Below are 18,208 nucleotides of genomic sequence, written 5' to 3'. Positions count from 1 at the left end.
GCGGAAAGGGTTGAACCCACCTGTCGCAGCAAATTCAGCTTTCCACCTGTCCTTTGTGCTGGCGGTATTGCGGACCTTCGGCCAATACTGCACGAGGATTCGCATGAAAAAGCTGCCCCCCAGGGCCAATCCCGAACATCTGAAAAAGCAGGCCAAGGCATTGTTGCGCCTGTACCGGCAGGGTGACGCCGATGCCGTCGCGCACTTCATCCGGTTTCTGCCTGCCGCCGCGCACCGCACACACGACGAAACGCTCGCGCTCGGGCTCCGGCTGCACGACGCGCAATCCTGCATTGCGCGCGAGTACGGTTTTGCGTCATGGGCCGATCTCGGCGCGTTCGTCGAAACGCATGCGCTGGCGGGGCAACCGCGGTCGCAACTGATCCGGCGCTGGCTCGACCTGGCGTACGGCGGCGACGTGACCGGCGGCTACGACGCCCCCCGGCCGCGTGTTGCCGTGCAACTGCTGCTTGACCATCCCGATCTCGTTGCGGGCGATCCGACCGTCGCATGCGCGGCCGGCGATCTCGACGCGGTGAAGGCGGCGCTGGCCGCCGATCCCGGCTGGATCGCGCGCGCCGGTGGCGTGCTGAAGCTGCCGCCGCTGGTCGCCGTCACGCATTCGCGGCTCGGGCAGATTCCCGAGTTTGCCGCCAGACTGCGCGCCTGCGCGCGTCTTCTGCTCGATGCCGGCGCCGATCCGAACCAGCGGATCGGCAACCGCTTTCCGCCGGCTTCGCTCGCCGCGCCCGACGAAGCGGAGCCGCTGTCGGCGCTGTACGGTGCGGCGGGCGTCAATCGCGATCCGGTGCTCACCGCCATGCTGCTGGAAGCCGGCGCCGATCCGAACGACGGCGAATCGCTGTATCACTCGGTGGAAAATCCGGCCTGTACGCGCCTGCTGCTCGAACATGGCGCGCGGGTGGGCGGCACGAATGCGTTGCGGCGCGCGTTCGACATGCGCGACGCGGACGCGCTCGAACTGCTGCTCGCGCATGGCGGCGACCCGAACGAGCCGCCCGGCGCGGGGCTGGCGCAGACCTGGGGCGCGCCGTTGTTGCGGGCGATCGGCGTGCGCTGCTCGGCACGCCATGTCGCCGCGCTGCTGGCGGCCGGCGCCGATCCGCGCGCGCGGACCCCGACCGGCGTCAGTGCGTACCGGCTGGCGATGCAGACCGGGCTGTCCGACGTCGCGGCGCTGTTGGGGGCGGCCGGCGCGGACGAGCCGCTCGACGCGGCAGACGCGTTCGTGGCGGCCTGCGCGCGCGCCGATGCCGACGATGCACGGCGCATCCAGATGCGCCATCCCGAACTGCCCGGTGCGCTGCCCGGCGAGCGGCTGCGACTGCTGCCGGATGCGGCCGCGTGGGGGTCGGGCGACGCGGTGAAGGTCATGGTCGAACTGGGTTGGCCGATCGCGGCGCGGGGCGGCGACTGGGATGCGAGCGCGCTGAATCATGCGGTGTTCCGCGGCGATGCGGGCTTGCTCGCGTTCCTGCTCGCGCACGGCGCCAACTGGCGCGACCTGCACGGGTTCGAGAGCGATGCGCTCGGCACCTTGTCCTGGGCATCCGTCAACGAACCGGAGCAGGTCGGCGCGTCCGACTGGGAGGCTTGCGCGCGGCTGCTGCTCGCGCACGGCGTGCCGCAAGCCGCGCGGGACCCGTCAAATCCGGACGGCGTGCTGATCGACGGTCGCGCGATGCGTTTCTCCGAGGCCGTCACCGACGTGTTGCTCGGTATCGACGGCGGGGTAGCCGCCGCGAAGTAAGCGACGGCGGGCCGGCACCGGGCGGGCGGCGGCGCCCGCCCGCTCGTTGCCGGCTGCCGGCACGCAGTCGGCGCACCGGTTTTTTCCTGTCGCGCGACGACATTTCGATGAACGCTGAAACGTCGTGTGCACGACCGGCGTAAGCTCAGTCGTCAACTTCCTTCCGGAGTCCACGATGACCCGTTCCGACCTGCAAGCCCGCCAAGCCGAAGCGTTCCGCGCCCTGCATGCACGCCCTGGCGCCTTCATCATCCCGAACCCGTGGGACGCCGGCACCGCGCGCCTGCTCGCGATGGCCGGCTTCGAGGCGCTCGCGACCACGAGTGCCGGCTACGCGTTTTCGAAAGGTCAGCCCGACAATGCGATCGACCGCGACGCGATGCTCGATCACATCGCCGAGATCGTTGCCGCGGGCGGCCTGCCCGTCAGCGCCGATCTCGAGAACGGCTTCGGCGACGCGCCCGACACGGTGGCCGAAACGATCCGGCTCGCGGCCGAGGCCGGCGCGGTCGGCGGCTCGATCGAGGACGCGACGGGCCGTGCCGACGCGCCGATCTACGCGCGCGATGCGGCGATCGACCGCGTCGCGGCGGCCGTCGACGCGGCGCGCGCGCTGCCGTTTCCGTTCACGCTGACCGCGCGCTGCGAAAACTACCTGCATGGCCGGCCCGACCTCGCCGATACGATCGCGCGGCTCGTTGCGTATCGCGACGCGGGCGCCGACGTGCTGTATGCGCCGGGCATCACCGATGCGGACGAAATCGCGGCGGTGACGCAGGCGGTCGGTGCGCCCGTGAACGTCGTGATGGGGTTGCGGGGCGGGTTGCTGAGCCTCGACGCACTGGCGGCGCTCGGCGTGAAGCGCGTGAGCGTCGGCGGCGCGCTGGCGCGGGCCGCGCTCGGCGCGTTCCTGCGCGCCGCGAAGGAGATGGCGCAGGACGGCACGTTCACGTTCACGCAAGCGGCCGTGCCCGGGCGCGATATCAACCGCTGGTTTGCGTCGCCCGATAATTCACCGGGTTTGTTCGGGGAATGAGCGCAAATAAATCGTGGGATCGTTTCCAGCCGATATATTGATTGACAATAATCAACCGATTTCGCGTCCGAATTAAACGTCGGTGACGACGCAATATTCATCGTCTATTCTCCGCATTCCGCCCGTTCGACCGGGGCCGGCGCGCAAGCCGCGCCGGCTCGGGCGAGCGGGCGCCCGCCGTGCGCATCGATGCCGCGCATTGTTGCATTTTCCTCGCCGTGAGTTTTTTTGCGTGGGAGTTGCCGGCCGGTTTTTTGATTGATAATCTGCGGCACCTTCGCAAGAACGGTCGGTGAGCCGCCGAAAATATCGATATATAAAAATGCTGAGAGAGCGATGACGATCCGAGAAAATCAACGCGTCCGGTTTCGCGTCGGCGATGTCGTGACGCTGAAGACGGGCGGGCCGCGCATGACCGTCACCTATGCCGGGCCGGTCGTGTTCGACGACGGCGACTGGCTGATCTGCCAGTGGTTCGACGAAAACGGCGAATTCCGGCAGGAAATGTTCCATCACGACACGGTGGTGCCCGAGCCGCGCGCGATTTCGGCCGGGCGCGTCCGCATGCGCATGCAGTCGCATCGCTACCGGTCGGCTGCCTGACGTTCCCCGGTCGTCGCGATGCGGCCACGCGCGATGCCCGCGCCGCGACATTTCACGCCAGCCCGAAACATGCGGCGGCGCGCTACGCCGATACTGTCCGCATGAACCCGACCGATCCCATCGCAGCGGTCACGCACCGCGATCCCTATCCCTACTATGCGGCGCTCGTCGACGGGCCGCCGCTCGCGTTCGACGCCACGCTCGGCCTGTGGGTCGCGAGCCGCGCGGCCGCCGTGACGGCCGTGCTCGGCCATCCGGCCTGCCGCGTGCGCCCGCTGGACGCACCGGTGCCGCCCGCGTTGCGCGGCACAACGGCCGGCGCGCTGTTCGGCGAGCTGGTGCGCATGAACGACGGCACGTTGCGGCACGACGTGCCGAAGCAGGCGCTGCGCACCGCATTCGCGCCGATCGACACGGCTGCGCTGCACGCCCGAGCCGCGCAGCTTGCCGCGCGGCGCTTGCCGGCGCCGGGCGATGCCGGCGCGCTGAATGCGTGGTGCATGACGGTGCCCGTCTGCGCGGTTGCCGATCTGCTCGGCTTCGACGAGACGCAGCTCGACGATATCGCGGCGCGGGTCGTCGATTTCGTCGCCGCGCTGTCACCGTTGTCGGATACCGTCGCCCTGGCCCGCGCGAGCGACGCCGCGCGGCAGCTGCTCGACCGGATGACGGAGCGCGTCGCGCAGACGCATGCGCACGACGGCACGCTCGTCGCCGCCGTCCAGCAGGCGGCCCGCGCGTCGGGCTGGCAGGGCAGCGGCGCAATGGTCGCGAATCTCGTCGGACTGCTGTCGCAGACTTGCGAGGCGACCGCCGCGTGGCTCGGCAATGCGCTGGTGGCGTGGAACGGTGAGGCGGGAGCGGGCGCCGCGCACGCCGTGCTGGACGATGCCGCGCTCGACGCATTCGTTGCCGAAGTCGGGCGCTTCGATTCACCCGTACAGAACACGCGCCGCTTCGTCGCATCGCGCACGACGATCGAAGGCGTGACCGTCGAAGCCGGCGACGCGATCCTCGTCGTGCTCGCCGCGGCGAACCGCGACCCGGCCGTACATCGCGATCCGCACCGGTTCATGCCCGTCCGCACGGCCGGGCCGAATTTCGGCTTCGGCACGGGGCCGCATGGCTGCCCAGGCGAGCGGATCGCGCGGGCGGTAACGGCGGGGTCGTTCGGGGCGTGGCTGCGTGCGGGCGGCGGGCTGCCGCACGACGGGCTTGCTTGGGATTACCGCGCGTCGACCAATGTCAGGATGCCGAAGTTCGACGCGGTACGGTAACGGGGAAAGAGGGACTTAACGGCAGCCTTGCTTTTCCGCCCATTGCTCCTGGGCGGCGACACGGCGCTGCACGCGCTCGACGAGACCGGTGGAAAAGGTCCGCATGCTGATGCCGCGGCGCTTGGCGAGGATCGTCTGCGCGACATCGGTGCGCGGGTTCGGCTGGCAGGCCCAGTACAGCGTCATCAGCCAGCCGATGCCGGTCCACCCGAACAGCGCGTTGAACATCGCGACCGTCAGCTTGTCGTGCCGGCCGCGCCGGTCGGCAATGACCGCCGGCAGAAAATAGATCGCGATCGCGGCCACCGAACCGGCCACTTGAATCAGGACTGCGTTCTGCATGTTGCTGCTCCATCCGAACTGCAATGGGACCGATTGTCGCGCTTTTTTCGTTCGCGTGCAGGCCGTGCACAGGTAATTGATTGTTGCGCTTTTAATGACGATCAGCCGGCTTCGGCGTCCGCCGGCTGCACTTCGTTGCTCAGCGCGAAACCTTCGTCGCGCCAGCCCGTCACGCCGCCGATCATCAGCTTGACCGGCCGGCCGAGGCGCGCGAGCTGGATTGCCGCGCGCGCGGCGCCGTTGCAGTGCGGGCCTGCGCAGTAGACGACGAACAGCGTGCCGGCCGGATAGCCGGCGAGCTTGCTCTCGATGATCTTGCGGCGCGGCAGGTTGCGCGCGCCGGGCACATGGCCGGCGGCGAACTGGTCGGGGCCGCGCACGTCGAGCAGCACGAAATCGGGCGTACCCGATGCGAGCGCGTCGTGCACGTCCCAGCAATCGGTCTCGAAGCGCAGAGATGCCTCGAAATGCGCGAGGGCGGCGGGGCTGTCGGCGGCGGGCACATCGGTGACGTAGGACATGGGCAGGTTCTCCTGAAGGTGCGCAGAACGCGGTGGAATGAGGGGCAGTATCGCGGTTCCGCACGTTTCGCGGCAGTGGCGCGATCGACAAGTTCCGGTAACATCGCGCCATGCTCAATCATCTCGTCGTCGCGCTCGCCTACGATCGCCTCTGCACGTTCGAATTCGGCTGCGTGGTCGAACTGTTCGCCCTCGAACGCCCCGAGCTCGGGGTCGACTGGTATCGCTTCGCGGTCTGCGCGAGCGAGCCGGGGCCCGTGCGCGCGGCGGGCGGCATCACGGTCGCCGCGCCGTACCGGCTCGCGACGCTCGATCGCGCCGATACCATCGTGATTCCCGGCTGGCGCGATCCGGACGAACTGCCGCCGGAGCCGTTGCTGAAGAAACTGCGGGCCGCGCATCGCCGCGGCGCGCGGCTCTGCTCGATCTGCTCGGGCGTGTTCGTGCTGGCCGCGGCCGGCGTGCTCGACGGCCTCACGGTGACGACCCACTGGCGCTATGCGGAGAAATTGCAGGCGCGCTATCCGGCGCTGCGGGTGAATCCCGATGCGCTTTACGTCGACGAAGGGCAGGTGATCACATCGGCCGGATCGGCGGCGGGGCTCGACATGCTGCTGCATCTCGTGCGCCGCGATCACGGCGGCGCAATTGCGAACCGGGTCGCGCAGCGCCTCGTGCTGCCGCCGCATCGCGACGGCGGCCAGGCGCAGTTCGTGCCGCGCCCGGTCGCGCCGGGCGGCACCGACCGGCTCGCGAAGCTGATCGACTGGATGCGCGCGCACGCGGCCGAGCCGCACACGCTCGCATCGCTCGCCGCGCAGGCCGCGATGAGCACGCGCACGCTGCAACGTCAGTTCGCGGATGCGACGGGAATGTCGCCGCTCGCGTGGCTGATCCGCGAACGCGTGAACGTCGCGAAGGACATGCTCGAAGCGCATCCCGCGCTGTCGCTCGCGCAGGTCGCGGCGCGCGCCGGGTTCGGTTCCGAGGAATCGCTGCGCCGGCATTTCCGGCGCGTCGCGGCGACGAGTCCGGCCGCGTACCGGCGCGGGATGGATCGTGGCGTAAGATCGCAGGACGCGTGAGCACCGCGCATCCGCGCGGCGGCGACGGCTTTCGTACCCGGCGGCGCATCGTCTGACCGGGGCATTCCGGACGAAAGCGGAATCAAACAACAACATGACACTCAGAGAGAACCTCGGCTTCGGCTTCATGCGCGATGACGCGCACGTGTATTGCCATGACGACCCGTTGCGGGACCGCGCGGGCAACCTGATCGAAGGCATCGTGATCGACGGCTTCCGGCCGTTGTCCCAGTATCTGGCGACGGACGGCGTGCGCGCCTACGCGCGCACGTTCACGTGGTTGCGCTTCACCGTGCTCGACGTCGACGCCGCGACGTTTCGGCCGCTGGACGAATCGCATGCCGTCGACGCGAACCATGTCTATTTCCAGAACCGCAAGCTGGCCGGCGCGTCGCCCGCGCGCTTCCGGTTGCTGACCGATGCCTGGGGGCACGACGATCGCTACCTGTATCACTACGGCAAGCGCATGCGCGGTGCGGATCCCGCGACGCTGCGATGGGTCGGCGCGTATCTGGTCGATGCGCAGCGGGTCTGGTATGACGGGCGGGAGGTCGAAGGCGCCGAAGCGGCAAGCTTCGTCAGCGCGGACGAGGTGGCGCAGGATTACGCGACCGACCGGGCGCGGCCGTACCGTTACGGGCACGCGGCCGATCCCGGCTCGCGCGAGAAGTGGGAGCGCGACTGGTCGCCGTTTTTTGCCGCGCACCCCGAGCTGCAAGGCTACTGGTGGCATACCATCGTCGAGCAGACTGCGGTGGATATACCGGCGCAGGAACTCGGCGGCGGGTTCCGGGTAGTCGGCAACCAAGTGTATCTGCACGACCTGCCGCTGCTCGAACCGGATGCGGCGACGGTCCGGTGGCTCGGCGACTCGTTCATCGCCGACCGGTCGCGACTCTACTCATACGCGACGTACCACAAGGGTTTTCTCGACGGCGGCCCGCTTCCCGGCGATCCTGCCCGGTGGCGACATCTGGCCGGGCCGTGGTATCAGGCCGGTGACCATTGCTATCTGAAGCAGTGGCGCGGTCATTCGGAAGCCGCGAAGGTCGACGGCGAGACATTCGAAGTCCTGAACGACACCTACGCGAAGGATCGCAATGGCGTGCTGTGCATGCTGGTCCGCAAGCGCGGTATCGATCCGGCACGGATCGAAGCCGTCGGCGACTATTACCTGCGCGATGGCGACCGGTTGTTCTATTTCGGCAAGGAAGTGAAGGCCCGGTTCGATGGCGCGACCGCCGAAGTCGTCGGGCCCGGCTTCCTGCGCGACGGGCAGGGGCGGTTGTTGCACGACAACCAGCCATATCGGCGCGGTGTCGATGGCGCGACGCTCGCGTTCCTCTCCGAATATTTCGCACGGGACCGTGCGCGAGTCTACGTCTATTGCAACGGTGCCGAACTCGTGCCGCTGCCGGGCGTCGATCCGGCCGGCTTTCGCCTCGAGCAGCCGGATATCGGCACGGACGGTAGCCGCCGCTATGTGTATCAGGCGTGGCTTGCCGCATGGCGCGCGCGGCACCGGGCGCCGATGCCCGACTACGTGCCGCCGGATTACGTGGCGCCCGAAGCGGGCGCGCAGGCCGCTGCCGCTCCGGCGCTCGAATCGGTATCGGCGCATGCGTCGTCGCAAGTAGCGCTCGCCGGGACGCGTCGTGCGTGCGTGCTCGAATGGACGCGCGACGCAAAGGGGGATCCGCGCCTCGTCGTGGCTGGCGAAGGATTCTGCGACATCTGGGATCTTGCGCAGCGACGGGTGGTCGCGTCGTTCGAACTGCCGCGTCCGTTCGTGCCGGACGAAGCGGATGCGACGGCCACGGACCGGCTGCGCAACCTGCCGGTGAGCGCATCGGCCGATGCGGCGCTGTCGACGCTGATCGTCGCGTACTGGGACAACACGGCGCTTTACCGGGTCGACGCCGCGAGCGGTGCGGCGCACCTGTGCTGGCGCGCCGAAAGCCGGTACGACTATCTGGAGCGGATCCACCTGTCATCCGACGCGCGCGAAGCGTGGGTGCGCGTCCGCAACCGGCTCTACCGTGTGCCGCTCACCGACGGCGGCACGCTCGACGTGCTCGATTACGACCTGGCCGACCAGCGCTTCCACGATGCGCCATTCGCGGTGAGCGCCGGCCGGCGTCGCCGTGCGTTCGCACGGGACGAGGCGTTGACGGTGCGTACGGAGGGCGAGGCCGATTGCGAATTGCCGGGGGCGGACAACGGCTTCCCCTGCGCGTTTTCCGACGATGGCGCCCGCGTGCTGGCGCGCGATGCGAAATGCGTGTTGCGCGAGTTCGATGTCGGCAGCGGCAAGCGGCTCGCGTTGCATCGCGGCAGCTGGTGCGAGCGGAAGTGGTTCAAGAGCCAGGCCGGCTGGATCGACGGGCGTCCGGTGTTTGCCGGCCTGCCGAAGACCGGGCGCGGCGAGGTCGATATCTGGGATGCACTCGACGACCGGCTGCTGTTTCGCATTGAGGCCGCCACGTGCGTACCCGAACCGGACGCGGGCTGACGCGGTCGCGGCGACGTTTTTCCGGCGTTCGTGGAATGAATGTCGGGAGAGTCTGCAGGTCGCGCAGCCTGCAGACCCGATCGCACCGTGGTGCAACCAACGCAATGGCAAGCCCGATGATGGGATCAGGGGCGTCCTTGACCGAAGAGGCGAGACGCACTCGGCCTCTTCGCAAGACTGCCTTGTAACATGCTCTTTTGCGACATTCACATCTTCCCCAAGGACGATTCCGATGACGATGCTGCCTTCCCGTTTGCCGCTGATCCAGGCCCCGATGGTGGGCTCGCTGAGTCCGCTTGCGATTGCGGTATGCGAAGCCGGCGGGCTCGGCTCGCTCGCGTGCGCGGCGCTCGGCCCGCAGCAACTGCGCGACGAGATCGCTGCGATCCGCGCCCGCACGCCCGCACCGTTCAACGTGAACTTCTTCTGCCATACGCCGCCGGCGCCCGACGCCGAGGTCGACGCGCGCTGGCGTGCTGCGCTCGCCGGCTACTACGCGGAAGCCGGGCTCGATCCGGCCGGCGTGAAAGGCGGCCCCGGCCGCGCGCCGTTCGACGATGCGATGTGCGCGGTCGTCGAGGAATGCCGGCCGGCTGTCGTGAGCTTCCATTTCGGGTTGCCGGGCGACCCGCTGCTCGATCGCGTGCGGCGCACGGGTGCGCTGGTCGTGTCGTCCGCGACGACCGTCGAGGAAGCGCGCTGGCTGGATGCGCGCGGCGTCGACGCGATCGTCGCGCAGGGCGCGGAGGCCGGCGGTCATCGCGGGATGTTCCTGACCGACGACATCCACGCGCAACCGGGCCTGTTCGCGTTGCTGCCGCAGATCGTCGACGCCGTGCGCGCGCCGGTGATCGCGGCCGGCGCGATCGCCGACGGGCGGGGCATCGCGGCCGCGTTCGCGCTCGGCGCGCGCGCGGTGCAGATCGGCACCGGCTATCTGCTGACGCCGCAGGCCGGCCGCTCGGCGCAGCATCGCGCGGCGGTGCGTGCCGCGCGCGACGACGGCACGCGCATGACCAACCTGTACACGGGCCGCCCCGCGCGCGGGCTGCTGACGCGCTTCATGCGCGAGCAGGGGCCGATGAGCGCGCTCGCGCCGGCGTTCCCGCTCGCGACGGCCGCGGTCGATCCGCTGCGCGGCGCGTTCGAGCGGCAAGGCCGCGACGACTTCTCGCTGCTGTGGTCGGGCGAGGCTGCGGCGCTCGCGCGTGAAGAGGAGGCGGGCGAACTGACGCGGCGCCTGTGGCGCGACGCGCTGGCGTGCGCGGCAGGGCTGCGCGACGCGTTCCCGCAGACGGTCTGAACGACCGGGAAGGGGGCGCCGGCGCGGGTGCATCGGCGTATGATCTGGGTTTTCGTCAGCCCGATCCAGGCACCCCCACCATGACTTCCGTCGACACTACCCCCGTCCTCGACCATGACAAGCTCGTTACCTTCATCGAGCGCAAGTGGAACGATGAAATCCTCCACGCGTTGACCGACTACATCGCGATCCCCGCGAAGAGCCCCGCATTCGACCCCGACTGGGCGAAGCGCGGCTATCTCGAGCGGGTGGTCACCGATGCCGCGCAGTGGGCCAAGCGGCAGCCCGTGAAGGGCCTGAAGCTCGAAATCGTGCGCCTGCCGGGCCGCACGCCGGTGATCTTCTTCGAATCGCCCGCCACGCGTTCGGGCAGCACCGACACGATCCTGCTGTACGGCCACCTCGACAAGCAGCCCGAATTCGACGGCTGGCGCGCGGACCTCGGCCCGTGGACGCCGAAGTACGAGAACGGCAAGCTGTACGGCCGCGGCGGCGCGGACGACGGCTATGCGATCTACGCGAGCCTCGCCGCGCTCGGCGCGCTCGACGAGCAGGGCATCGAGCGGCCGCGCTGCGTCGGCCTGATCGAGACCTGCGAGGAGTCGGGCAGCTACGACCTGCTGCCGTACGTCGACGCGCTGCGCGACCGGCTCGGCCAGGTGTCGCTCGTCGTGTGCCTCGATTCGGGCGCCGGCAACTACGACCAGATGTGGCTCACCACGTCGCTGCGCGGGCTCGTGTCCGGCGACCTGCAGGTCGAGGTGCTCGAGGAAGGCGTGCACTCGGGCGTCTTCGGCGGCATCGCGCCGTCGAGCTTCCGCGTGATGCGCCAGTTGTTCGAGCGCCTCGAAGACGCGAAGAACGGCAACTTGCTGCCGGGCGTGTTCCATTGCGAGATTCCCGACAGCCGCGTGCGCGAAGCCGACGCGGCCGCGTCGATCCTCGGCGACGCCGTGTGGAAGGGGCTGCCGTGGGCGTGCGGCGCGGACGGCAAGCCGGTGCTGCCGACCACGACCGATCCGCGCGAGGCGCTGTTGAATTCGACGTGGCGTCCGTCGCTGTCGGTGACGGGCGCGGCCGGCATGCCGGCGCTGGCGGATGCCGGCAACGTGCTGCGTCCGCGCACCGCGTTCAAGCTGTCGCTGCGTCTGCCGCCGCTCGTCGACGCCGCGCAGGCCGTGCAGCAGCTGAAGGAACTGCTCGAACTCGATCCGCCGTACAACGCGAAGGTCACGTTCAAGCCGGACGCGGGCGCCGCGACCGGCTGGAGCGCACCGGATCTCGCGCCGTGGCTCGCGTCGTCGCTCGATGCCGCGTCGCGCCGCCACTTCGGCGCCGACTGCGCGTACATGGGCCTCGGCGGCACGATCCCGCTGATGAATGTGCTGCAGGAAGGATTCCCGTCCGCGCAGTTCATGGTGTGCGGCGTGCTCGGGCCGAAGTCGAACGCGCACGGTCCGAACGAATTCCTGCACGTGCCGTACGCGAAGAAGCTGACGGCGGCGGTCGCGGACGTGATCGCGACCGCGCGCTGAGCGTGACAACTGCCCGACCCGACTTGACGGAGCCTTGCCGATGACCGCACTGCCGACGCCCGATACCGAACCGCTGCGCATGCGCGCCGAACCGCTGCATGCATTCGTCGCGGCACTCTGGGAACGGGCGGGCAGCAGCGAGCGCGAAGCAACGCTCGTCGCCGATCATCTGGTCGGCGCGAATCTCGCGGGCCACGATTCGCACGGGATCGGGATGATTCCGAACTACGTCGCGTCGTGGCGGGAAGGGCAGTTGCAGTTGAACGGGCATGTGTCGATCGTCCGCGACGGCGGTGCGGTGCTGACGATCGACGGCGGGCGCGGCTTCGGCCAGGTGATCGCGTTCGAGGCGATGGTCGAGGGGATCGAGCGCGCGCGACGCATGGGCATCTGCGCGATCGGGCTGCGTGACGTGCATCACCTTGGCCGCATCGGGCACTGGGCCGAGCAGTGCGCGCGCTCGGGGCTCGTGTCGTTCCACTTCGTCAACGTGCCGGGCGACCTGCTGGTCGCGCCGCTGCACGGCACCGATCCGCGCTTCGGCACGAATCCGTTCTGCGCCGCGTATCCACGTGCGGGCAGGCCGCCGCTGCTGCTCGATTTCGCGACGAGCGCGATCGCGTACGGCAAGACGCGCGTCGCGTACAACCAGGGCAAGCGCGTGCCGGCCGGGTCGCTGATCGATCATCGCGGCCAGCCGACCGACGATCCGGCCGTGATGCACGAGCAGCCGTTCGGCGCGCTGCTGCCGTTCGGGCTGCACAAGGGCTATGCGCTGGCGGCGATGTGCGAGATTTTCGGCGGCGCGCTCGTCGGCGGGCATACGACCTACGGCGACACGCTGCAGAAGACGAGCGCGATCGTCAACGGGATGCTGTCGGTGCTGATCGATCCGAACGCATTCGATGCGGCCGATGCCGAGCGCGAAGCCGATGCGTTCGTCGCCTGGGCGAAGGCGTCGCCGCAGGCCGGTGATGCGCCGGTGCAGGTACCCGGCGAACCGGAAGAGGCCAGCCGCGCGGCGCGCGGTGTCGGCGGCATCCCGGTCGACCGCGCGACGTGGCGGCAGATTCGCGAGAGCGCGGCGGCAGTCGGCTTCGACGACGCGGCGCTCGACACGTGGACGCAGCGCTGCACGGGGCGCGCATGAGCTGGCAGTCGGAGAAGGCGCACGGCGAGGAGATCGCGTATCAGCTCGCGCCGCTCGGCAACGTCACGGTTGTGCGGTTCTTCAGCGGTGCGGCGATGCGGCTCGATGGCGTGATGTTCGGCTTCATGTCGCGCGGGTCGCTGTTCCTGCGTGTGGATGACGTGAACCGTCCAGCGTTCGTCGCGGCGGGGATGGGGCCGTTCTCGTATGAGCGGCCGACGCGCACGGTTTCGCTCGACGGCTATTACGAAACGCCGGCCGACGTGCTCGAGGACGCCGGCGCGCTGTTCGACTGGTGCCGCAGCGCGTATCGCGCGGCGTTGCTGGCGGGGCCGCCGAAGCGCAAGGCGAGGGCGGTGGCGAAACCTGTGGCCGAAGGGAAGGCGGCGGGGACACGGACTAAGAAGCCGGGGGCGAAATCGGTGGGGAGGCCGGTAGCGAAACCGGCGACGAAACCGGCAGCGAAACCGGCAGCGAAACCGGCAGCGAAACCGACGGCGAAACCGACGGCGAAACCGACAGCGAAACCGACGGCGAAACCGACGGCGAAACCGACGGCGAAACCGGCGGCAAAGCCGACAGCGAAACCAGCAGCGAAACCAGCGGCAAAGTCGACAGCGAAACCGATAGCAAAGCCGGCACCGAAACCACCGGCGAAACGCAAGCAAACTTAATACCGATCGTGCGAAGCGACAGCTTCGCGCATTTCGTTTTCCTTTCTTTCGATCTCGAACGCCGGCCGATACGCATGGTGCGCGGCGCACGATGCCCGGCGGCGCGCACCGCACAGGTGCGCAAAAACCTCCGGCTTGCCGCACCGCACATCCCCATGCTTCACAACGGCGGCCTCGGCGTTTATGATCGGCGCGGATCGCACCCGTGCCTGGCGCGACCCGTGCCGGCCTCGCCGCCGGCCCCGCGAACGGCGCATCGTACGCCGTGCGGGACGCTTCCCCACTCATCATTCCAGACGGAGACAACCGATGCTCGTCCTGATTCTCGGTTTAGCGATCTTCCTCGGTGTGCACTCGATCCGGATCGTCGCGGACGGCTGGCGGTCGGCGACGATCGCGCGGATCGGCGAGAAACGCTGGAAGGGCCCCTATGCGATCGCGTCGATCGTCGGTTTCGTGCTGATCATCTGGGGGTACGGCCTGGCGCGCCAGGGCGCGACGCTGCTGTGGGTGTCGCCGGTCGGTGTGCGCCACCTCACCGGCATGCTGACCGCGATCGCCTTCGTGCTGATCGCTGCCTCCTACGTGCCCGGCAACCGCATCAAGACGCTCGTCGGCCATCCGATGGTGGCCGGCGTGGCGGTGTGGGCGATCGCGCACCTGCTCGCGAACGGCACGCTGCACGCCGTCGTGCTGTTCGGTGCCTTCTTCGTGTGGTCGCTCGTCGATTTCGTCGTGTGGCGCGCGCGTGACCGCCGCGATGGCGTCCGCTATCCGGCGGGCAAGCTGTCGGGCGACGCCGTGGCGATCGTGGCCGGGCTCGTCGTGTGGGCCGTCTTCGCGCTGTTCCTGCACGGCTGGCTGATCGGCGTGCGGCCGTTCGGCTGAGCGGCCGAGAGGTTGAGCGATTGAGCGATTGAGCGGCGGCACGCCGGTGTGCCGCTCGTTCGCCGAGGGTAACGGTCAGCGCAGCTTCGCGCTGGCCGTGTCGCCGAGTTGTGCCGGTTTGCGGCGCAGGAAATACGCCGCGACGATCGCAAGCGCCGTCAATACCGTGAACCAGAACTGGAAGCGCGAATCCGGGTTGAACGCCTGCGAGCCGAGCACGGCGACCAGCGCCAGCAGTGCGATCCAGTTCGACACCGGATAAAACCACGCGCGGAACGCCTGCGGATCGCGTGGTGCGTGCTTCTCCTGCCGGCGCATCGCGAAGTGCGCGACGATGATGAAGATCCACACGATCATCACGAACGCGCCGCTGCTCTTCGCGAGCATCAGGAACAGGTCGCCGCCGCTCACGAAGTGAATGCCGAGGATCGACACGCAGATCGCCAGGCACAGCACGAGCGCGTTCATCGGCACGCCTTTCGCGTTGGTCCGGCCGAACATCGCGGGCGCGTGGCCGCGCTGGCTGAGCGAGAACAGCATGCGCGAGTTCGAGAACAGGAACGAATTCATCACCGACATGAACGACACGAACAGCACGATCTTCATCGCGACGGCCGCGCTCGTGAAGCCGGCCAAGCTGAACAGCGATACATACGGCGATTTCAGGTTGGCCTTGTCCGTCCACGACATGCACAGGATCAGGATCGACACCGAGCCGACGTAGAACACCATCACGCGCACGATCACGCTCTTGATCGCGCGGATCACGTTCTTGCTCGGGTTCTCGGATTCGCCCGCCGCGACGGCCGCGATTTCGCTGCCGCCGAGCGAGAAGATCACGACCATCACACCGGCGAGCACGGGCGAAATGCCGTTCGGCATGAAGCCGCCGTGATCCGTGAGATTCACGAGTCCGGGCGCGGGAATGCGCGGCTGGAAGCCGAGCAGGATCGATGCGCCGAGCGCCATGAACACGATGATCGTCGCGACCTTCGCAAACGACAGCCAGTATTCGGCCTCGCCGAACGAGCGGACCGAGTACGCGTTGCTCGCGATCAGCGTGACGAGCATGAACAGCGCGCCGGCCCACACGGGCAGCCACGGCAGGAAGTCGTGGAGGATCGCGCCGAGCAGGATCGCCTCGACGGTGATCGTCATCATCGACTTGAACCAGTACAGCCAGCCGACCGCGAAGCCGGCCCATTCGCCGAGATAGCTGCTCGCGTAGGTGGAGAACGACCCGCTGTCGGGATTGCGGGACGCCATTTCGCCGAGCATGAACATGACCAGCGTCACGATCACGCCGCCGATCAGGTACGACAGGATCGCGGCGGGGCCGGCGGTCGCGATGATGGCGCCGGAGCCGACGAACAGGCCCGCGCCGATCACGCCGCCAAGCGCGATCATCGTGATGTGCCGTTGCTTGAGGCTCTGCCTCAACGAGTTGTCCTGCATCTCCTACCTCTTTTTATTGTTGGCCTGTCGGCCGGAAACGCATCGGGCGGTGCGTCGGCAGGCGTTCTGCCGCCGCACCGGGCGCCGATGGCGAGGGAGCGTGTGTGACGCGATGGGCCGGGCCGCCGGCGGTGAATCGGAATGGCGGCCGCGAAGTGCCGGTCGGTGCCCGCGAGCGGGCGATGACGACGGCAATCCCCGATTGTGGGCGGACACCGCCGTCACGGCAAACGAGATATGCGAAAGACGTCTTGCGGTTTGCTCATCAATTGCCGCTGCGGCGGCGGCAAGGGGCGTGCGTCAGATCGGCTTGACGAACAGCCCGACGGTCAGCACCGCGCCGATGCAGACGATCCCGATCCGCAGAATGCGTTCGTTCACGCGTTGCAGCGCCCAGGTGCCGAGCAGCCCGCCGACGATCGCGCCGCCGCCGAGCGCAAGTGCCGAGCCCCAGTGCAGGTGCGGCGACGTCAGGAACAGCACGACGGCCGATGCGTTCATCACGCCCGCGAGCGCGTTCTTCGTCGACATCGCGTGACGCGGCGACAGGCCGGCCATCGTCAGCACGGCCATCATCAGGAAGCCGAGCCCGCCGCCGAAGTAGCCGCCGTAGATCGCGATCATGAACTGCGAGAGCGCCGCGGGGACGGTGCCGAGGTGGCCCGTGCCTTCGCTGGGCTTGCGGAAAAAGCTGCCCCACGCGAACACGATCGTTGCGAACAGCACGAGCCACGGCACGAGGCGCGAGAAGATCGACGACGGGGTTTTCAGCAACAGCAGCCCGCCGAGCGCACCGCCGACCACGCTGATGAAGAACAGCGTGCGAAACGACAGCTTGCCCACGCCGCGCACCATGTTGCGGCTCGCCCAGCCGGTCGTGACCTGCGCGGGAAACAGCGCGACCGTCGACGTGATGTTCGCCGCGAGCGGCGACATGCCCGACACGATCAGGGCGGGCAGCGTGACGAACGAGCCGCCGCCCGCGAGGGCGTTCTGCAGTCCGGCCCACAAGCCGGCGACGATGACGAGAGTGAGCATGGGGTGCAACGGGCGAGGTGGCGGGGCCCGCTTGCCGGAAGCGGGCAGGCGCGGTGGAGGCCCGATGATAATGCAGATCGCGATGGTCGGAAGCCGGCGCGGGTGCGCGGCCGTGCGGGCGACGTCACGCGTGCGGTGGCGTGCCGGCTTCCGGTGTGGCGGGGTCGTTTTCGACGTCCGGATAGACGATCGAGCCGTCGGGCCGGATGACCGCGCCGGCCGTGAGGCGCGCGGGTTCCACGCGGTTGCGGCCCATGATGTGCAGCACCGTTTCGCCGCGCGCGATCAGGTAGTCGGACACGATGCGCCGGTGGCAGCGCCACCACACCGCTTCCGAGCACATGATCGCGCAGCGCTGCCGATGCCCGTCTGCGATCAGCCGGTCGAGGCCGTCGCGAAACCCGGGTGACAGCGCGTAGTCGGCGTAGCGGTGAAAGCTCTGGTTGGTCCAGAAGTCGTTGACGTCGTCGGGCACGTCGTGCGACTTGCCGCGCAGGCCGCCGAGCTCGGCGATGTGCTCGTAGGCGATGCCGGTTGCCGCCAGCGCGTCCGGCAGCGTCGCTTCGTTGAATTGCGGATGGGTACGCGAACGCGTCATTTTGCGGATATCCGCGAGCAGCGCGATATCGACCGCGCCGAGCATGTCGACGAATTCGTCGAGCGTGCGGTTCGAATGGCCGATCGTATAGAACGGGAGCGTCATGCGTCGCCCTTGCCCGCAATGCGCTCGAGCACGCGGCCGCGGTGTGCGGCGATGTGGTCGGTGCGGTCGCTCTTGATCTCGTACTGCGGATCGTCGGGCGATGCGCGATGGCGGTGGCCCTTGTAGTCGAAGTCCGTGGTGTGGATCGCGATGATCGTGCCGGTCACGTAGCCGGCCTCCGAATTCCACCGGACGTGGTCGCCCAGCCTGAATGGTGTGGTCATGCAGGAGGCCCTCCTTGCGCGGTTGCGGTGTGCGTCGATCCTCGCGGCGCGTGTTGTCATGCCGCGAGGATTGGCGTGTCCATTATCGGCC

Annotated in this window: 17 protein-coding genes; 11 read left to right on the top strand and 6 right to left on the bottom strand. The window is 68.7% G+C overall.

Annotated features, from left to right (window positions below):
• The first annotated feature begins 103 nt into the window (after positions 1-103).
• From QZM67_RS05755 to QZM67_RS05740, 4 genes are all read left to right on the top strand, one after another.
• Positions 104-1,771 carry an ankyrin repeat domain-containing protein gene (locus QZM67_RS05755; protein WP_301801213.1) on the top strand — a complete coding sequence of 556 codons (1,668 nt, stop codon included), beginning with the start codon at positions 104-106 and terminating at the stop codon, positions 1,769-1,771.
• A gap of 175 nt (positions 1,772-1,946) precedes the next feature.
• Positions 1,947-2,807, top strand: a complete 861-nt coding sequence (locus QZM67_RS05750; RefSeq protein WP_301801212.1) for an oxaloacetate decarboxylase — start codon at positions 1,947-1,949, stop codon at positions 2,805-2,807.
• A gap of 336 nt (positions 2,808-3,143) precedes the next feature.
• A complete protein-coding gene (locus QZM67_RS05745; RefSeq protein ID WP_122947699.1) occupies positions 3,144-3,410 on the top strand; it encodes a YodC family protein in 267 nt (88 codons plus the stop codon).
• Between the two features lie 101 nt (positions 3,411-3,511).
• Positions 3,512-4,687 (top strand): cytochrome P450, encoded by a 1,176-nt coding sequence (locus QZM67_RS05740; protein WP_301801211.1) that lies wholly within the window; start codon positions 3,512-3,514, stop codon positions 4,685-4,687.
• Between the two features lie 15 nt (positions 4,688-4,702).
• Here the strand turns inward: QZM67_RS05740 and QZM67_RS05735 are convergent, their stop codons facing one another.
• Together QZM67_RS05735 and QZM67_RS05730 are read right to left on the bottom strand one after the other, a co-directional pair.
• On the bottom strand, positions 4,703-5,029 hold the full coding sequence (locus tag QZM67_RS05735; protein ID WP_011354384.1) for a superinfection immunity protein: 327 nt from the start codon (positions 5,027-5,029) through the stop codon (positions 4,703-4,705).
• A 101-nt stretch (positions 5,030-5,130) separates the two neighbouring features.
• A complete protein-coding gene (locus QZM67_RS05730; protein WP_301801210.1) occupies positions 5,131-5,550 on the bottom strand; it encodes a rhodanese-like domain-containing protein in 420 nt (139 codons plus the stop codon).
• Between the two features lie 110 nt (positions 5,551-5,660).
• Here QZM67_RS05730 and ftrA point away from each other — a divergent pair, with 110 nt between their 5' ends.
• The 7 genes from ftrA (at position 5,661) to QZM67_RS05695 (ending at position 14,697) form a co-directional block, all read left to right on the top strand.
• A complete protein-coding gene (gene ftrA, locus QZM67_RS05725) occupies positions 5,661-6,635 on the top strand; it encodes a transcriptional regulator FtrA (protein ID WP_301801209.1) in 975 nt (324 codons plus the stop codon).
• A gap of 94 nt (positions 6,636-6,729) precedes the next feature.
• Positions 6,730-9,147, top strand: coding sequence for a DKNYY domain-containing protein (locus tag QZM67_RS05720; protein ID WP_301801208.1), 2,418 nt, complete (start codon positions 6,730-6,732; stop codon positions 9,145-9,147).
• Between the two features lie 232 nt (positions 9,148-9,379).
• Entirely contained in the window at positions 9,380-10,450 is a 1,071-nt protein-coding gene (locus QZM67_RS05715) for a nitronate monooxygenase family protein (RefSeq protein WP_301801207.1), read from the top strand.
• 80 nt (positions 10,451-10,530) lie between these two features.
• Entirely contained in the window at positions 10,531-11,985 is a 1,455-nt protein-coding gene (locus tag QZM67_RS05710; RefSeq protein WP_301801206.1) for a M20 family metallopeptidase, read from the top strand.
• A 40-nt stretch (positions 11,986-12,025) separates the two neighbouring features.
• Positions 12,026-13,135 (top strand): malate/lactate/ureidoglycolate dehydrogenase, encoded by a 1,110-nt coding sequence (locus QZM67_RS05705; protein WP_301801205.1) that lies wholly within the window; start codon positions 12,026-12,028, stop codon positions 13,133-13,135.
• A complete protein-coding gene (locus QZM67_RS05700; RefSeq protein ID WP_301801204.1) occupies positions 13,132-13,809 on the top strand; it encodes a TfoX/Sxy family protein in 678 nt (225 codons plus the stop codon). The genes QZM67_RS05705 and QZM67_RS05700 overlap by 4 nt, the downstream gene beginning before the upstream one ends.
• A 309-nt stretch (positions 13,810-14,118) precedes the next feature.
• Positions 14,119-14,697, top strand: coding sequence for an NnrU family protein (locus tag QZM67_RS05695; protein WP_301801203.1), 579 nt, complete (start codon positions 14,119-14,121; stop codon positions 14,695-14,697).
• Positions 14,698-14,772: 75 nt separating this feature from the next.
• On the opposite strand, the gene QZM67_RS05690 is transcribed toward QZM67_RS05695, so the two are convergent.
• The 4 genes from QZM67_RS05690 to QZM67_RS05675 all read right to left on the bottom strand — a co-directional run bounded on the left by QZM67_RS05690 (position 14,773) and on the right by QZM67_RS05675 (position 18,117).
• Entirely contained in the window at positions 14,773-16,152 is a 1,380-nt protein-coding gene (locus QZM67_RS05690) for an amino acid permease (RefSeq protein WP_367620423.1), read from the bottom strand.
• Positions 16,153-16,452: 300 nt separating this feature from the next.
• Complete coding sequence (locus QZM67_RS05685; RefSeq protein WP_175022123.1) at positions 16,453-17,190, bottom strand: sulfite exporter TauE/SafE family protein; 738 nt, start codon at positions 17,188-17,190, stop codon at positions 16,453-16,455.
• A gap of 124 nt (positions 17,191-17,314) precedes the next feature.
• On the bottom strand, positions 17,315-17,893 hold the full coding sequence (locus QZM67_RS05680) for a DUF488 family protein (RefSeq protein ID WP_175022124.1): 579 nt from the start codon (positions 17,891-17,893) through the stop codon (positions 17,315-17,317).
• Positions 17,890-18,117 carry a DUF2945 domain-containing protein gene (locus QZM67_RS05675; RefSeq protein ID WP_175022125.1) on the bottom strand — a complete coding sequence of 76 codons (228 nt, stop codon included), beginning with the start codon at positions 18,115-18,117 and terminating at the stop codon, positions 17,890-17,892. Before QZM67_RS05675 ends, QZM67_RS05680 begins: the two co-directional genes overlap by 4 nt.
• Between the last annotated feature and the right edge of the window lie 91 nt (positions 18,118-18,208).

The sequence above is a fragment of the Burkholderia sp. AU45251 genome (genome assembly GCF_030482905.1).
Classification (GTDB): domain Bacteria; phylum Pseudomonadota; class Gammaproteobacteria; order Burkholderiales; family Burkholderiaceae; genus Burkholderia; species Burkholderia aenigmatica.
This window is presented reverse-complemented; position numbering and strand designations above follow the sequence as displayed.

Excerpts from the sequence above, each read along its gene's own strand:
- QZM67_RS05755 (WP_301801213.1), top strand. The coding sequence starts at position 104 with ATGAAAAAGCTGCCCCCCAGGGCCAATCCCGAACATCTGAAAAAGCAG.
- QZM67_RS05750 (WP_301801212.1), top strand. The coding sequence starts at position 1,947 with ATGACCCGTTCCGACCTGCAAGCCCGCCAAGCCGAAGCGTTCCGCGCC.
- QZM67_RS05745 (WP_122947699.1), top strand. The coding sequence starts at position 3,144 with ATGACGATCCGAGAAAATCAACGCGTCCGGTTTCGCGTCGGCGATGTC.
- QZM67_RS05740 (WP_301801211.1), top strand. The coding sequence starts at position 3,512 with ATGAACCCGACCGATCCCATCGCAGCGGTCACGCACCGCGATCCCTAT.
- QZM67_RS05735 (WP_011354384.1), bottom strand. The coding sequence starts at position 5,029 with ATGCAGAACGCAGTCCTGATTCAAGTGGCCGGTTCGGTGGCCGCGATC.
- QZM67_RS05730 (WP_301801210.1), bottom strand. The coding sequence starts at position 5,550 with ATGTCCTACGTCACCGATGTGCCCGCCGCCGACAGCCCCGCCGCCCTC.
- ftrA (WP_301801209.1), top strand. The coding sequence starts at position 5,661 with ATGCTCAATCATCTCGTCGTCGCGCTCGCCTACGATCGCCTCTGCACG.
- QZM67_RS05720 (WP_301801208.1), top strand. The coding sequence starts at position 6,730 with ATGACACTCAGAGAGAACCTCGGCTTCGGCTTCATGCGCGATGACGCG.
- QZM67_RS05715 (WP_301801207.1), top strand. The coding sequence starts at position 9,380 with ATGACGATGCTGCCTTCCCGTTTGCCGCTGATCCAGGCCCCGATGGTG.
- QZM67_RS05710 (WP_301801206.1), top strand. The coding sequence starts at position 10,531 with ATGACTTCCGTCGACACTACCCCCGTCCTCGACCATGACAAGCTCGTT.
- QZM67_RS05705 (WP_301801205.1), top strand. The coding sequence starts at position 12,026 with ATGACCGCACTGCCGACGCCCGATACCGAACCGCTGCGCATGCGCGCC.
- QZM67_RS05700 (WP_301801204.1), top strand. The coding sequence starts at position 13,132 with ATGAGCTGGCAGTCGGAGAAGGCGCACGGCGAGGAGATCGCGTATCAG.
- QZM67_RS05695 (WP_301801203.1), top strand. The coding sequence starts at position 14,119 with ATGCTCGTCCTGATTCTCGGTTTAGCGATCTTCCTCGGTGTGCACTCG.
- QZM67_RS05690 (WP_367620423.1), bottom strand. The coding sequence starts at position 16,152 with ATGCAGGACAACTCGTTGAGGCAGAGCCTCAAGCAACGGCACATCACG.
- QZM67_RS05685 (WP_175022123.1), bottom strand. The coding sequence starts at position 17,190 with ATGCTCACTCTCGTCATCGTCGCCGGCTTGTGGGCCGGACTGCAGAAC.
- QZM67_RS05680 (WP_175022124.1), bottom strand. The coding sequence starts at position 17,893 with ATGACGCTCCCGTTCTATACGATCGGCCATTCGAACCGCACGCTCGAC.
- QZM67_RS05675 (WP_175022125.1), bottom strand. The coding sequence starts at position 18,117 with ATGACCACACCATTCAGGCTGGGCGACCACGTCCGGTGGAATTCGGAG.